Consider the following 14,116-nt stretch of genomic DNA (forward strand, 5'->3'; position numbering starts at 1 on the left):
TAAGTTAGAAAACGAGGGGGCTTGAGACATTCCATCAAGGCCCCCTTTTTAGTTGTCTACAACTAGGTTTCTCCAATATCCTTTTGATATGAAAAGAAAACCTTGGGCCATTATCATACTCGCTATTCTTCATATTCTTGCACCCATCGGAAACTTGATCGCCAATGCTCATCGAGCAGGAAACACGCCGCTCCAACATTGGAACTATTGGGTGCACTTCATGCCAATGCCATTGTTGCTTAGCTACACGGTGTTGCCGATTCTTGCTGGGATCTTCATCTTTATCTGTAAGCGTTGGAGTTACTGGGCTTATCTGGGCTGCCTGGTTTTGGTTTTCGCATCTAACTTGTATGGCTATTCAACAAACGCGAACACAGCCAATTTGATCTTCTTAATCACTCTTTTGCTTGTCGATCTTTTGGCGGTGGCTTACTTCGTGGTTCCAGCAGTTCGTAACGTGTACATGGATCCAAGAATGCGTTGGTGGGAGGCCGCTCCTCGTTTTACCTTTGAAAACGCGGTGGAAATTAATGGTTCGCACGAGTCAGGTCAGATCAAAAATATTTCTGAAGGCGGACTTTTCGCCTTGTCTTTGATCAACCTGAAAGAGGGCGACAATGCTAAGCTTGTTTGGAACTTTGAAAACACGGTTTATCAAGTAGCCGGCAAGATCGTCTACAAAAGCACCCGTGCCAAAGCCGAAGGTTTTGGTATTCAATTTGCGCACACTCCGGAATCACAGAAGCAAATCAAAATGCTTTGTGCCGTTTTGCGTGAACGTGGTCAGTTGGTGCCGGATCGTTTGCCGGGACCTGAAGACAGCTTCGGTCATTGGTTAAAAAATCTTCTTGTGAAACACGAAGGCCTTTTCCCTAAGAGATAATTATGAATTTCTATGCTCCTGATTTTGCGCATCTCAAGGTGACTCTGAAGGGTCACCAGTTATGGATCACTTTAAATAACCCCGAGCAAAGCAATGCGATCAGCTATGAAATGACGGACTCTTTGGTTTCCGTCTTAAAGTACGCTGATTTTGATCCGCAAGTGCGTGTGATCGTTATCACCGGAGAAGGAAAGAACTTCTGCGCCGGTGGTGATGTGAAAGCCATGGAAAATAAAACCGGTATGTTTCAGGGCGAAGCCAATGAGTTGCGCATGAGATATATGAGCGGCATCCAGCAAATTCCTAAATGCATTGAAGAGCTTTCCACTCCGGTGATCGCAATGGTCAATGGCGCCGCGATCGGGGCGGGTTGTGATCTGGCGATGATGTGTGATCTCAGAATCGGTTCCAACAGCTCCAAATTTGGAGAAACCTTTGTGAAGCTGGGGTTGGTCCCGGGCGATGGTGGAAGTTTCTTCCTGCAGCGAGTGATCGGATTTAGCAAAGCGATGCAAATGTCTTTGACCGGTGACTTGGTTGCCGGAGAAGAAGCCCATCGTTGGGGTTTGCTCAATTATTTCGTGAATGAAACAGATCTGGTTGCGGAAACTGAAAAGCTCGCGGAAAAAATCGCAGGCAATGCGCCGGTGGCGGTGCAGATGACCAAGAAAACAATGAAGCAGGCTTACTTAAATGACCTGCATAGTGTTTTGGATTTGGCGGCGGCTTATCAAGGTATCACGCAAAGAACAGCGGATCATTTCACAGCTTTGCAGGCCATCAAAGAAAAGAAGAATCCAGAATTCCAAGGCAAATAGTTGAAACCCTAAGGGGACATTTCGCCAACAAGGGTGTGCAGAAGGTCTGCGGCACCTATTTCATTGCGCGAATGGTTCAGTTGATCAAAGGCTGCCCCAGCCCATAAAGAACAATAATCAGAAATTCCCAGCTCAGCAGATTTTTTGCGAATATCCTGAGTTAAAGTATTCTGGATCGGGAAGGGCAAAGGCCTTTTGCTCTTCGCTTTAAACTCTTTCATAAATTGATTCAGCAAGCCTCTAGCCCGGTGCCCACTAAAGGCATCAGTGATTTCCGTATGCTTTTGCGGAGAGTGAGACAGCAAAGCGTCCCGGTAACATTTGGAAGTTCCCGCCTCTTTACACAGCAGAAAAGCCGTTCCCAATTGCGCCGCCGACGCGCCGGCCGCCAAAGACTTATGAATATCGAAGCCGGTCATTAAACCACCGGCGGCAATCACCGGAACTTTGATTCTGCCACGCACGCTTTCCAGCAAAGTGAAAAGCGGAATTTCAAAGTCCTGATGACCAAAAAAGACGCCGCGATGTCCGCCTCCTTCAAAGCCTTGCAGAGTGATGGCATCTACACCGCTGTCTTGAAGTTGTAAGGCCTCTTCCAAAGTCGTCGCCGTTCCGATTGTTTTGATTCCGGCATTTTTTAAATCTCTTAGATAGTGAGTTCGCAGAAGACCGAGTGTAAAACTAAAAACCGGTGGTCTTTCTGTTAAAACCACATTCATTTGCTCTTCGAAATTATTCTTGGTCGGGGGAATTTTTTCTAAAGGTGTCAGGCCCAGTTTGCGACGAAGATCATTGGTATAATCCAGCATCTCTTGAGTTTCTTTGGCGGCAGGTTGCGCGGGCTCATAGGGAACAAAAAGATTCACCGCAAAGGGTTGCGAGGTCAAAGATTTGACTTTTTGAATCTCGGCCGCGAGGCCCTCTGGGGAAAGATAGTTGCCACCCAAGGATCCCAATCCGCCAGCATTCGAAACAGCTGCAACAAGTTCGGGGGTACTGGGGCCGCCGGCCATGGGGGCTAGGATGATTGGATTTTGAATGCCCACAAGTTTTGTAAATGCATTTTCCATCGCGCAGCCATCCTTTTTGGAATGATCTTTATTGTTGTTCTAGCTTTTGTTTGGCGGCTTCCAAATGTTGTCGGATCAATTCTTCTTTGTGCTCTTTCATAATTGTCTGACGAAGTAGGATGCCTTCAAAGCCCAAATACATAATAAAGCTGACTGTCAAACCAACGCCTTTTAACAAAGCCCAATTTGTCGTGCTCCACGCTATGGCAGCCCAGATAGCGAGTGCTGTGTGAATCGCAAAAAACAAACCGGTGCGCAAAGTGACGCCCCACATTTTGTCTTTCAAGACGTCAGGGAATTGCTGACCTTGTTGCTCGGCTAAGTACACAATCAAGGGCTTTCCAAATAACAAAGATCCCCAGCAGAAAATGGCAAAAAGACCTTCCATCAAGGCGGGCTGCAATTTAAACCAAATGCCTTCCGAAGAAATCAAAGAGATCCCACCCAAAACCAGCAACATGCCGTTACCGATCCAAGTGATCTTTTGGACTTTTTTATGTTTATAAAGTTCCCAGCTGATTTCACCCACACCAAACACCATGCCGGCGATCAAGCCCGCAATGGTGCCGTAGTACTCTTCAATAATCGTAAAGGCGATCACCGGCAGAATGCCGGCGACAAATAAACCCATGGCTTGAGTTTTCGGTGAAGCGGATTCAGACGACATTAATTTGTACCCTCAAAATTCACGGGCTGACCTTGCGCGGGCATTGTCACTTGATCATCTTCCATCACAACATGGCCGCCAACGATGGTATGAGTCACCCAGCCGTGAACTTGCATACCATGGAACGGAGTCCATCCGCATTTGCTGGCAATCCAGGAGTTGTCGATGGTTTTAACTTTTTTCAAGTCAACGATGGTGATGTCTCCGTCAAAACCTTGGCGAAGTTTGCCTTTGTTTTTCACGCCGAAAACTTGGCAGGGATTCACAGTCACCAGCTCGACAAATTTATGTAAACTCAAGCGGCCGTCATGAACGTGATTGAGCATGATCGGCACCAAAGTTTGCACTCCCGGAACTCCTGACGGAGATGTCGGATAGGGGCGATCTTTTTCCTCACGAGTGTGGGGAGCATGGTCAGAACCAATGACATCGACGGTTCCATCCAGCAATGCTTTCCATAAGCGATCCAAATGCCTTTTCTCACGGATCGGCGGATTTTGCTGAGCATAAGTTCCCAAACGATCATAACAGTCCGGAGCATACAAAGTGAGATGTTGTGGCAGAACCTCAACAGTGACTTGGGCACTGACATTACCAGTGGCGTTGTCTTTGGCGTCTTTTAAAAGATCCATTTCTTCCGCGGTCGAAACATGCAGAACGTGAATTTTTCGTCCCGTCTTGCGGGCCAATCTCAGCAGGCGAGTTGTCGAGCTGACGGCCGTTTCAACGTCTCTCCAGACAGGATGATAGTGCGGATCTGCTTGTTCGACGGCGATATGCTTTCTTTCGCGCAGACGCATTTCATCTTCACTGTGAACGATCACGCGACGACTTCCTTGATTGAGGATTTTTTCAAGGCTGTCGTCATCCTCCACCAAAAGATTCCCGGTTGAACTGCCCATAAAGATCTTAATCCCCGAGCAGTGCGGCTGTTTTTCAAGTGTGGAAATTTCAGCGACATTGTCATGGCTGGCCCCCATAAAGAAGGCATAGTTGGCATGAGCACGACCTTTGGCTCTATTCAATTTGTCTTGAAAGGCCTCAACGGTCGTAGTCGGAGGGTTGGTGTTTGGCATCTCAAAAATACTCGTAACTCCACCCAAAATAGCAGCTCGTGTTCCCGATTCGAGATCCTCTTTGTGAGTCATTCCGGGTTCGCGAAAGTGAACCTGGCTATCTATAACTCCCGGCAGGACATGCAAGCCATGGGCATTGATAGTTCTGAGGGCGGGCTCATTGATGCTTTCGCGGATTTTGACGATGCGGCCATCTGTGATAGCGATATCGGCCGATTGCTCAATCAGGCTTTGGTCTGAAGGATGGGGCAGTAGGCAGGTGCCGCCTTTTATGAGGAGATCATAGGGTTGTGAAGACATCGAAAGCTCCTAATTATTAGACCAGTCGTTATCCAAACCATAGCTTGGATATATTCGCAGGTCTAGCATTGACGACCCCTCGCTGATGGGCGAGAATTTGAATTGTGACAATCGAACATTTTCTAACAATATGGAACCAGCACAATACAGTCATCATTGAAGGGCTTGTTGGGCTTATTATATTACTATCCTTGTTTCTCGGATACCGATCTTTTTTCGGCAATAAATCTGCGGGCGGGGAGCATGGTGTTGGTGGCAGTCTTGATACTGCACAGTTGGAAAAAACACTGCAAAAAATTTTAGATGCTCAAGGGACCGCGGCGAAGCACACTGGCGCTCATCATGAAGACGCGTCAATGGATATCGATGTCGCAGGCATGAGTGAAAAATCCGCATCAGCCGTTTCTGCGGGTGCCGCAGGTGGCGCTGTTTCTGCCGATGTAGAAAAACTCAGAAGCGTTGTTTCTGAAAATCAAAAAACCATCGAAGTTTTGCAAAGTCAGTTGGCAGAAGCCAAAGCTCAGGCCGCCTCAGCGCAAGCCGGGGCTCCGGCAGCGGCGGACTCTGGCATGAGCAGTGCGGAAAAAGAAGATCTCAGTGGCAAGATTCGCGATTTGGAATCTCGCCTGGCTGAATACGAAATTATCAGCGAAGACATCGCCGATCTTTCTAGATATAAAGACGAAAATGAAGCCTTAAGAGCTGAACTTGAAGCTCTTCAAAAGGCCGCGGCAGCAGCTCCGGCGGCAGCACCAGTGGCTCCGGTTGTAGCAGAGGCAGCTCCGGCTCCAGAACCAGTTTCGACACCGGAACCTGAACCGACTCCAGTTGCTGAACCTGTAGTTGAAGCGGCTGCATCCACTGAAGATATGGTCGATGCCGCACTTGCAGAGGCTGCAGCACAGATGGCTCCAGAGCCAGCTCCAGCAGAAGCACCAGGTGCTGATTTGATCGATGACGAACTGATGAAGGAGTTCGCAGCCGCAGTTGAGGGTCAAAAGACCATCAGCAAAGTTGGTGAGAAAGCCGGTTCGGGTAAAGTGGCTGCTGATAAGAAGACTGACGAGAATGAGCAGTTGATGAACGAGTTTGAAAACTTCGTGTCTAAAAAGTCCTAAACCTTCGGTTTAAGAAAATCCTAAGCCTTCGGCTTAAGAAAGTCCTAACTCGTCGGTTTAAGAAAAAGCTAAGTCAGAAGCTTAAAGCCCTAAGCCTTCGGTGTAAGAAAGTGCTAAACCTACGGTTTAAGAAGAAGCTTTCAGCGTAAGAAGTTCTAAGTGGTCCGTTTTTGGAAAGAGTGAATCAATGAAAACTAAAATTGTCGCCTCTCTTTTAATTGCAGGGTTTTCTTCAAGTGCTTTCGCAGCCCTGACTAAACCTTCATCCAGCACTTTAACTTCTGCGGCTGAGATGTTGAAACTTCCCACAGAAAACCGCAGAAATGCGTTGATGGGGAAGGGTGATAAGTTCTATAGCTCATTCATCTCTATCGCCTTTAATGACGCCCAACCCATGAGCCTTCGTTGGAGAGCCTTGATGGCAGCAGCGGAAGCGGGCGGCGATAAAGCAACGGCCGATTTGATGAAAGCCGGCGATCATTCCCAGTGGTACATGAGAAACGCAGCCTTGGTTGCACTTTCTGAAGTGAACCCATCTCAAGGCGTAAAGCTCGCGCAAAAGTTGATCAAAGACAAAGCCCTGGTGGTTCGTTCTGCCGCGGTGGAAGTTTTGGACAAAAGCGCGACCGCCGAAGTGCGTGACCTTTTGTGGGAAGAACTCAATCAGACCTACAACTTTAAAGGCGCCCAAAGTCTTTGGATTCGCCACCAAATCGTGGAAGTTTTGGCCAAGAAGCCCAAGGATCACGAACTTAAAATCTTCGCCAGCCTGCTTTCAGATAAAGACACGCGGGTTCAATTGCCAGCGGTGGGCGGTTTAGAAAAACTGACCGGCACAAAATTGGGCGAGGGTCCCATGAAGCAATCAGAGCTGATCGGTCTTTGGAAGAACTACGTTAAGAAAGAAAACATCGCTCTTTAATTGATGACAGAAAAATGAAAGTGGAAAAAGGAAGCTGAAAAGCTTCCTTTTTTATTGCCGCTTTGAGCGGTGTCGCAGGGTGTGGCTCGACATCTAAGCCCTTTAAAGAAGACACCTTTTGGGCACGTCGTCTAAATCTGAGACAGCCGTCTTACTCTTAAACACGGTTTAATTGCTCCTAATAAAATTTAAGACAGGCATATTAATTGGAGGAAGGCTCTCGACTTTAAAACTTGAAGGAGCTTTTCATGAAACGCTATTTGATCGCGTCTGTTCTTGCGTCCCTAACTATGATGCAAATGCCAGCTCATGCTGAAATGTTGGATTTGCCGGATCCAGGGTTATCTGCGGTGCCGTCGCTTCCAGTAAGCCAGCCGCAAGCACCAGTAAGCCAACCGCAAGCGGCAGTGCAGTCCGAAACTGTTCAAAGAGAGCGCATGGGCTCAGTGGTTGTGAACTCGATGACAAGACAAAGCGGTGGCGAGATCTATCGTATTGATCTCAGCCCTTCGTTAAATCTTAGCAGAGTCGAAGTCAAAGTTTTGAAGAGTCGCCTAAAAATCAGCAAGGCAGAAGCCGTGATGGCCAGCGGTCAACGCATTCTTTTGCGCGAATTGATGGCAGGGGCGGCGGCAGAAACAGGGACGACATTGGTCTCTGAAAGTATCAATGCTGAAATCAAAGCTCTTGAAATCACCGGCGAGTCTTATTCTGCGGAAGCAGATATTCGTGTAACCGGAGTGTCCATGGTCGGTCAGCCTGTTTTGACGCTTAAAAGAGCGCCGGTCGTGGTGAAGCCCGCAAATCCTCCAGTTCAAGATTCTTGTCAGGTGGGTCGTTCTGACGAGGCCTTGCTGAAAACACACCTGGATCAGATCGCTTTGTGGGGCGGACGTGCACAGGCGGCGTTAGCTGGCTCGGCGGTGCAGTCATTTGCGATCAATGAGATGGATCGTTCCGTGCAAAATGTAGTTTCAATTGTTGAGTCGCAGAATCTTAAAGCCTCTGCGGAATATCTTCAGCAGCTGATGGATTTTTATACACAAAAATTCGCCGAGGCTGCGGCTGGCAGCAAGGTTGAAGCCAGATACAAAACACTGCGCAGAGCTTTTGCCGGGGCATTTGAGTCAGCTTCAAACATGGCGATGGATTGCAAAATCAGAAATATGCGTGGTACCTCAGAAGAGTTGATTACTCAGACTCAAGTTTATTACGAGAAATACACGAAGACCCCGAACGGATCTGTAGAGGAAACTCTGTACCGAAGACTTGCTCGTGCGGCGGCAGATAGAGTTTTGCCTGCTTACGATGCGGAACTCGCCCGCAATAATAGTTTCAGAAAGTTAGAAAAGGAATATCAGTTCAATTATTCAAGATATACGAAGGTTCCAACTGGAAGTATTCTAGAGAGTACTTATAGAGCAATGGCCCGTAAAGCCATTGACAGAGCCTTGGTGGTTCTGGCAAATGAAGTGCGTTCTATGGATGCCGAACAAAAATACCGATTGCTTGAAGAGTACCAAGGAAAATACCAAGCAACGGAGGTGGGCAGTATTCATGAAAGTTTTGCGAAAAGCGTTTTAAGAACTGTCGGCAACTAAGCAATCGGCACTCTAAAAAGAAAAACGCCCGTACCATTTTTGGTGACGGGCTTTTTTTATTGAGCTTTCTTCAAAGCTTCCAAGATCACCAGTTCGCGCTCGATGCGATAGAATAAGATCTTCTCTTCCAAGCCATCGCTTTCAATAGGTTCCGGGTCCGAGAAGAAGTCGCGCAGGATTTCCATTTTCTTATCAATCGTCACACGAGTTGACTCACGTCCTTCCGCCGTTCCCTTGGCAAAAGTGAAAGTCAGCTTGTAACGAATACCGCTGGAAGGTGGCTTCGTGGTCCCAGGTGGCAACCAGCCGTCGACGCCCTTGATGTACTCTGTTTCGATAATGCCCGTGTCTTGATTTTCTTGAGCGATCGGATATTTGATCACGGCATGGGCTGCGCGCCAAACATTGTCGTAAGGGGCGAAGAACAATTTCTGTTTGTTGATTTTTGCCATGCTGGCATGAGCGGAGGGTCTTTTATCAAAAAGGCTGCAACCCAATAGGGTGCAGCCTGTGATGATCACAAAAATTAGAACGATACGCTTAGTAAGAAATTGAGCTGTGTGTGACATGTGTTGCGGCTTCAATCATAGCTGGACCAAGCTGCGCTTGTGAAGCAGTTTGTGAGCCAATGAAGCTGACTTCCCAACGCTTCTGGTTAGCTTTTGGGCCATTTCCTTTAGATTGAACTGGCCAGTTCGGAAGCTTCATGTTCGTCACCCATTTAGAAGCATACACTTCCCACTCTGGATTCATGATTTTCACTTTCGCCGGACCTTGCTGAACTTCGATCTGAGACGAGATCACAGAGTAAGTCGCAATCGGGTTTACGCCATCAATAGAGTTAAACTGCGGGAAAACCACTTCGTTCGGTCCGATCAAAGAAGGATCGTTGATCAAAGGAAGCATTTTCGGCGCCGTTTGTGCTGCGAAAGGAAGCAAAGTCGCGCTCATACGGTCGTTGCTGGCTTTCAAATCCGCAGTTCTTTTAACCACTGACAAGACAAGTTGATCAGCATTAGCCAAAGTTCCTAGCTCTTGTTTCTTTCCAGACGCGACACTTTTGATATCCGTCGGGATCATGTAGCCAGATTGGTTGGCCACGCCCACCGCAATAAACATCTCATCGCCACGCACTGAAGGGGCAATAACAGTTTTCTTGTCAGTGAAGTTCAACTCTGTCGAAGGGATGTTCAATTGTGAACTTCCGTTTTGCACATTCAAATCACGAACGCCGCCGCCAGAGATCTTGAACATATTGATAAGCTCATAGAACTCTTTCCCGCCGCGCATTGCATCGACTGTATCTCTGAACGGGAATCTGCCGCGGATAGAAACCAAGCGGTTGACGCCTTTTTGACCGAAGTAAGTGCGGTACAAAGGTTTATCCAGGTTGATTGTGAAGAAAGAGTATTTCTCCCACTGTTTAGGGATCGAGATGTTTGACGGAACAGAGATGTCCTGACCCATTGCCGAGATCGTGTCGTTCTGCGGGCTGATCACGTTGTTCAAATCAAAGCTCAAAAGATCCAGCTTCGTGAATGCTGACATCACCAAGCCGAAGTCGATTTGGTCATCGCCATTTTTTACCGGCAAATCTTGGGAAGCACCTTTCACTTCATACTGAGTCGTGCCGTTTTTCACGGGACGCAAAGTGATAGTCATATTGCCCGGCATTTGCGCCATATAAGTAGAGCGGATAAAGCCCGCGGCTTGCACCGTCACTGAAGCGGGTTGATTCCAAGCTGCAGGGATTGTGATCTGTCCTGCTGAATTTGTAGTCAAAAAATTCCCAGCAAACGGGGAGTTCAAAGCATCGCCGATAAGGATCTGAGCATTCGCGATTGGCTGGTCATCAATAGTCTTGATCGTGATGACATTGGACTGAATCGTCCAAAAAGCCTCAGCATTGTCAGTAGCTTGCTGTGAGTGTTGTTTATTGTGCTCACTACATCCGAGTAGGAGGGCAGGAACCATGGCTGCCATAAGTAGATGTTTCATTAGAATCCCTTTCCGTGGTTTTCTTACTAGAACTGTTATTCCAGTTTGATAAAGGGAGGCCGTCAATACCAAAGCCGAGGGGCTCTAATCTTTTGTATTTTTCTTCGACCGACGCAGAGCGCATGATTGACTTAAGGACGCAATATCATTAAAAATCGCAGTTCACGTTTCGAAGAGTTTCTGTACTTACTTGTTCTTCGACGCGTCATGGATGGTGGGGTAGCTCAGCTGGTTAGAGCAACGGAATCATAATCCGTAGGTCGGCGGTTCAAGTCCGCCTCTCACTACCAATTTTCTCTAATTATCCAATAAAATCAAATAGTTAGAGTTGACGACCACCTACCCACGGGTAGGCGGTGTAGTCATTCCTCATTACGTTTGAGTTGAATCTGGCATCAGATTTTGCAAACTAGCTCCCAAGTAAGCCTTGGGAGGCGATTTTGGGTTCCTATTATCTCAAAAAAATTAAAGAGAGCGGTTGGACTTTGTACAAGCAGGAGTACAAAGACGGAAAGCGTTCGCAAGAGCGAGTGCCAGTGCTTGCTTATCTTGATCTTGGGATCTCTCCCGCGTGGCCGTACATCAAAGCCAGTGAAGCAGTCAAAAATCTAAACAAGTCTAATTCTGTTGAAAAAGAAAAGATCAGAAATGCAGCGAAGCGTGCCGTTGAGTACGTTTCATTAAATGAAGATCTCTTTCCTTCAGAACTCATGTCTAAATTTAAAGAAAAGTTAGAAGAAGAAAATTTTGGTTCCGATGAGCATTTAAAAAAACTCTATTCACACTTTAATTTCATTCAGCAGATGGCCATTGAACTTCGTTTGGATGCTCGTGACTACAAAGGTTCAGCAAAGAAGATCTACAAGTATTTTATCCAAAGAAAAATCTCAGTAAATTACTCGGGCCGTATTCTATCATTGGTAAATCGCTGGGGTGCATTTGTTGCGAAAGAAAGAAATCAATTCTTCGAAGAAGTGCCAGCACCTCGCGGTCGGGAGTTGTCTGCCATTGCCGATGCTCAAAAGACAAAAAGAGGAGTGGAGACTGAGCTAGGGGTCAGAACAGAATCTTTACCTTTAACCGTTGAAATTCTTGAAAGTTCGAAAAAGTTTTTGCTACCTGAACACTACAATTGGTTAAAACTATCCGTTTGGTTCGGTCTACGTCCGGAAGAGGTTGACTTACTAACTGACGAAAGAAGATTTAGACTTGAGATGAGTCTAAAGAGTGGTGTGAAGGTTTTAAATGTTTACCAATCCAAACTACAATCGGTAGCAGAATCAAAACGTTGGAAGCGCATTCCGATTATCTTTGATGAGCAAGATCAATGTTTGCAGATTATTGTGTCTGGTGAGTTTAGAAGACCTTTACATAAAACAGTGCGCAAACATTGCGGTAAAGGGATTACTCTTTATGGCGGCCGTAAGGCTTTTGTGGACATGATGCTTGATAAAGGTCAGAAGATCGAAGACATTTCTCAGTGGTTGGGGCATACATCGCTGGATACAACCTGGGCACATTATAAAAATAAAGAGATCGTAAACTTCGTTCAGACAGCATCTACTGTTGAAGCTAGGCAAGCTTAACCTCATTCGTTCCTCCATCGTCAAATTCCCTGTAGCAGGTGCGCTGCGACCACCTGCGGCCCGCTCTACATATGCCCGCAGGGCATATCGCCAACCATTTTGTATTCCTCTGTTGTCACCCTAGAGGGCACCCTGCGGAATGGTGTATGGGGGAGGGGGCGTTCTTATAAAAGCTCACTGATTTCACCTGCCTGGCGGCAGGCCTCCGTTCCGAGCACAGTTAACTACCCCCACTCTACGAGCGGAGGTAGTTAACTGTGCTCTCCACTACGGCCTGCCACCAGACAGGTGAAAAAGATGATTCTGTGGTTTTAATGAAATGGATTGATGCTCTGTTTAAGAAGGAGTTCATCTAATACATTAGTTCGGGAAATGGGAACCCCGATGTCCCTGCGGGCCATGGAAGAGGGGGTGGGGAGGTTGGTGAAAGGGGGCAATATGATAGGGTTATTACAAATCCGAAAGTTGTTTATAAAGGGCTAAGTCATAAAGATAACCAACCGAAAATATACAATATGATAATCAAAAGAAAAGCGGCGCAAATATTCGTTTTGTTCATGCCAATTGCGGCATGTTTTACTTTACTTGTAGGCCTGTCGGCTTGCCAAAAACCAAAGGAAACCTCTTCTACCTGCGACGTTAAGAAGCATATCGAAGATAATTGGGCTACGGCATGCAATATTAGTTTGTACACAATTGGTGGGGTACCTATTGAGTGGAGTCAAATAAGTTTAATTTACTCATCGAGCAATGTTGTTGAAACGGTGAATAAATATAATAACTCGACCTGTACAGGGACGCCGCAGAAAACTATTACAGTAAATGCTCAGTATCAGTTGGGTAGCGAGACAAATGTATCTACGACCTCCTTTACTCAAATCGACTTCACGCTGACATCGGTCACTGAGACGCCGTCTACCGGTAGTAGTTTTCCAGCGAGCGGCACCGTTTTCAAAAGACTCGTTGCTGTAGGTAACTCTGCGGATCCCAATAGTAGCAGCCCGGTGAAAATCGCCAATTGTATTGGGGACGCCACCAATGTCATGACTTTTAATGGGACGTACGATGCAGATTCTTTAATCACTAGTGGTAATACGGGTGCTTATCCTACCACCGACGCAGGATATTGGTTTGTAAAATACTAATAATGCCTAAGAAATGATTTTTTACTTCGATGATATAACGACAGAACAAAAAAGCTATCCACCAAGCCCGTTCAGGAATGAAGGGGCTTGTAAATTTCAATGATCGTCAGCCGATTCTTCCGCTTAATTCCACATAAACCGCGTCCGCCAGAGCGAGACTTCGAGTTACAGTTTCATTGTCGATCACAACATCCAAGCCTTGAGCATCAGGGTAACGAATTGCTACGGCGTACTTAGAGAGGATTTTTGAGGAATCCAAAAGTTGTGCAAGTCCGGCATCAATCTTTGCCACTAGCAATAATAGCTCGCCAATATCATGAGTTTTTCCAAAGGGCTCTTTATGGAAAGTAAGAAAGGCTTTGATGGACTTCTCTACAGACTGTTGGCAATGAAAAACAATTTCATCGAAGAACTGCTCCTCTAGGGTGAGTGCCGCTTTAGAGAAGCGTAAATCACGTCCTGCCTTCTTAAGCCAGAGATCTACCATCTTTGACTTAGCCAAGATCTAACTCCAGGCCTTCGCGTGAGGCAACCTCGGGGATAGAGCTGAACTCATCCTTCCAGTCGTTAAACTCTTGTTCCGAATAAAAAAAGACATCGGCAGTTACGCCGAGTGGATAGAGAAGATCCGATGCTCGCTGCATTCTTTCAACTTTAGGAAGGGATGAAGAAGCGCCGATTAAGACCAAATCGTAATCGCTGGCAGCGTGATTGTCTCCACGCGCTCGCGATCCAAAAAGTAAGATCCTTTTTGGGTGGAATTCCTTCGTCAGAATTCGAATGATATTTGGGAGTTTTTCGTCAGCGACTGCCATCTCTAAAAATATAGGACTGTCGCTGCCCAATAGTCATCAATGTAGACTCTTGACGCTTGTGGCAATTAGGCTTACGCAGAAAAATGTCCGAGCATCGTTATCCCAAGCAAAATATCG

14 protein-coding genes and 1 tRNA gene are annotated in these 14,116 nt (G+C 46.6%); 8 read left to right on the forward strand and 7 right to left on the reverse strand.

Features of this window, described 5'->3' with window-relative positions; translation table 11 throughout:
* The first annotated feature begins 88 nt into the window (after positions 1-88).
* Both NWE73_RS06095 and NWE73_RS06100 read left to right on the forward strand, forming a co-directional pair.
* On the forward strand, positions 89-883 hold the full coding sequence (locus tag NWE73_RS06095; RefSeq protein WP_277577404.1) for a PilZ domain-containing protein: 795 nt from the start codon (positions 89-91) through the stop codon (positions 881-883).
* Between the two features lie 2 nt (positions 884-885).
* The gene (locus NWE73_RS06100) at positions 886-1,701 is read left to right on the forward strand and encodes an enoyl-CoA hydratase-related protein (protein ID WP_277577405.1); all 816 of its coding nucleotides are present in this window, start codon (positions 886-888) and stop codon (positions 1,699-1,701) included.
* Between the two features lie 8 nt (positions 1,702-1,709).
* Here NWE73_RS06100 and NWE73_RS06105 read toward each other — a convergent pair whose 3' ends face one another.
* The 3 genes from NWE73_RS06105 to NWE73_RS06115 are packed head-to-tail and all read right to left on the reverse strand — an operon-like array spanning position 1,710 to position 4,814.
* Positions 1,710-2,771: an NAD(P)H-dependent flavin oxidoreductase gene (locus NWE73_RS06105; protein WP_277577406.1), complete on the reverse strand. Its 1,062-nt coding sequence runs from the start codon at positions 2,769-2,771 to the stop codon at positions 1,710-1,712.
* Between the two features lie 28 nt (positions 2,772-2,799).
* Entirely contained in the window at positions 2,800-3,402 is a 603-nt protein-coding gene (locus NWE73_RS06110; protein WP_277577407.1) for an inner membrane-spanning protein YciB, read from the reverse strand.
* A gap of 35 nt (positions 3,403-3,437) precedes the next feature.
* Positions 3,438-4,814, reverse strand: coding sequence for a dihydroorotase (locus NWE73_RS06115; RefSeq protein ID WP_277577408.1), 1,377 nt, complete (start codon positions 4,812-4,814; stop codon positions 3,438-3,440).
* Positions 4,815-5,005: 191 nt separating this feature from the next.
* On the opposite strand from NWE73_RS06115, the gene NWE73_RS06120 reads away from it, so the two are divergent.
* The 3 genes from NWE73_RS06120 to NWE73_RS06130 all read left to right on the forward strand — a co-directional run bounded on the left by NWE73_RS06120 (position 5,006) and on the right by NWE73_RS06130 (position 8,455).
* The gene (locus NWE73_RS06120; RefSeq protein WP_277577409.1) at positions 5,006-5,932 is read left to right on the forward strand and encodes a hypothetical protein; all 927 of its coding nucleotides are present in this window, start codon (positions 5,006-5,008) and stop codon (positions 5,930-5,932) included.
* Between the two features lie 187 nt (positions 5,933-6,119).
* On the forward strand, positions 6,120-6,854 hold the full coding sequence (locus NWE73_RS06125; RefSeq protein ID WP_277577410.1) for a HEAT repeat domain-containing protein: 735 nt from the start codon (positions 6,120-6,122) through the stop codon (positions 6,852-6,854).
* A gap of 248 nt (positions 6,855-7,102) precedes the next feature.
* Positions 7,103-8,455 (forward strand): beta-sandwich domain-containing protein, encoded by a 1,353-nt coding sequence (locus NWE73_RS06130; RefSeq protein WP_277577411.1) that lies wholly within the window; start codon positions 7,103-7,105, stop codon positions 8,453-8,455.
* 56 nt (positions 8,456-8,511) lie between these two features.
* On the opposite strand, the gene NWE73_RS06135 is transcribed toward NWE73_RS06130, so the two are convergent.
* Positions 8,512-9,024: a hypothetical protein gene (locus NWE73_RS06135; protein ID WP_277577412.1), complete on the reverse strand. Its 513-nt coding sequence runs from the start codon at positions 9,022-9,024 to the stop codon at positions 8,512-8,514.
* On the reverse strand, positions 8,996-10,453 hold the full coding sequence (locus NWE73_RS06140; protein WP_277577413.1) for a hypothetical protein: 1,458 nt from the start codon (positions 10,451-10,453) through the stop codon (positions 8,996-8,998). The genes NWE73_RS06135 and NWE73_RS06140 overlap by 29 nt, the downstream gene beginning before the upstream one ends.
* A gap of 213 nt (positions 10,454-10,666) precedes the next feature.
* On the opposite strand from NWE73_RS06140, the gene NWE73_RS06145 reads away from it, so the two are divergent.
* From NWE73_RS06145 to NWE73_RS06155, 3 genes are all read left to right on the forward strand, one after another.
* Positions 10,667-10,743, forward strand: a tRNA-Met gene (locus NWE73_RS06145).
* A gap of 150 nt (positions 10,744-10,893) precedes the next feature.
* Positions 10,894-12,039 carry a site-specific integrase gene (locus tag NWE73_RS06150; RefSeq protein ID WP_277577414.1) on the forward strand — a complete coding sequence of 382 codons (1,146 nt, stop codon included), beginning with the start codon at positions 10,894-10,896 and terminating at the stop codon, positions 12,037-12,039.
* 515 nt (positions 12,040-12,554) lie between these two features.
* A complete protein-coding gene (locus NWE73_RS06155) occupies positions 12,555-13,184 on the forward strand; it encodes a hypothetical protein (protein ID WP_277577415.1) in 630 nt (209 codons plus the stop codon).
* Positions 13,185-13,290: 106 nt separating this feature from the next.
* Here the strand turns inward: NWE73_RS06155 and NWE73_RS06160 are convergent, their stop codons facing one another.
* Together NWE73_RS06160 and NWE73_RS06165 are read right to left on the reverse strand one after the other, a co-directional pair.
* Positions 13,291-13,686 carry a HEPN domain-containing protein gene (locus tag NWE73_RS06160; protein WP_277577416.1) on the reverse strand — a complete coding sequence of 132 codons (396 nt, stop codon included), beginning with the start codon at positions 13,684-13,686 and terminating at the stop codon, positions 13,291-13,293.
* Positions 13,679-13,999, reverse strand: a complete 321-nt coding sequence (locus NWE73_RS06165) for a nucleotidyltransferase domain-containing protein (RefSeq protein ID WP_277577417.1) — start codon at positions 13,997-13,999, stop codon at positions 13,679-13,681. The genes NWE73_RS06160 and NWE73_RS06165 overlap by 8 nt, the downstream gene beginning before the upstream one ends.
* Positions 14,000-14,116 lie beyond the last annotated feature (117 nt).

This window comes from Bdellovibrio svalbardensis (genome assembly GCF_029531655.1).
Taxonomy (GTDB): Bacteria; Bdellovibrionota; Bdellovibrionia; order Bdellovibrionales; family Bdellovibrionaceae; genus Bdellovibrio; species Bdellovibrio svalbardensis.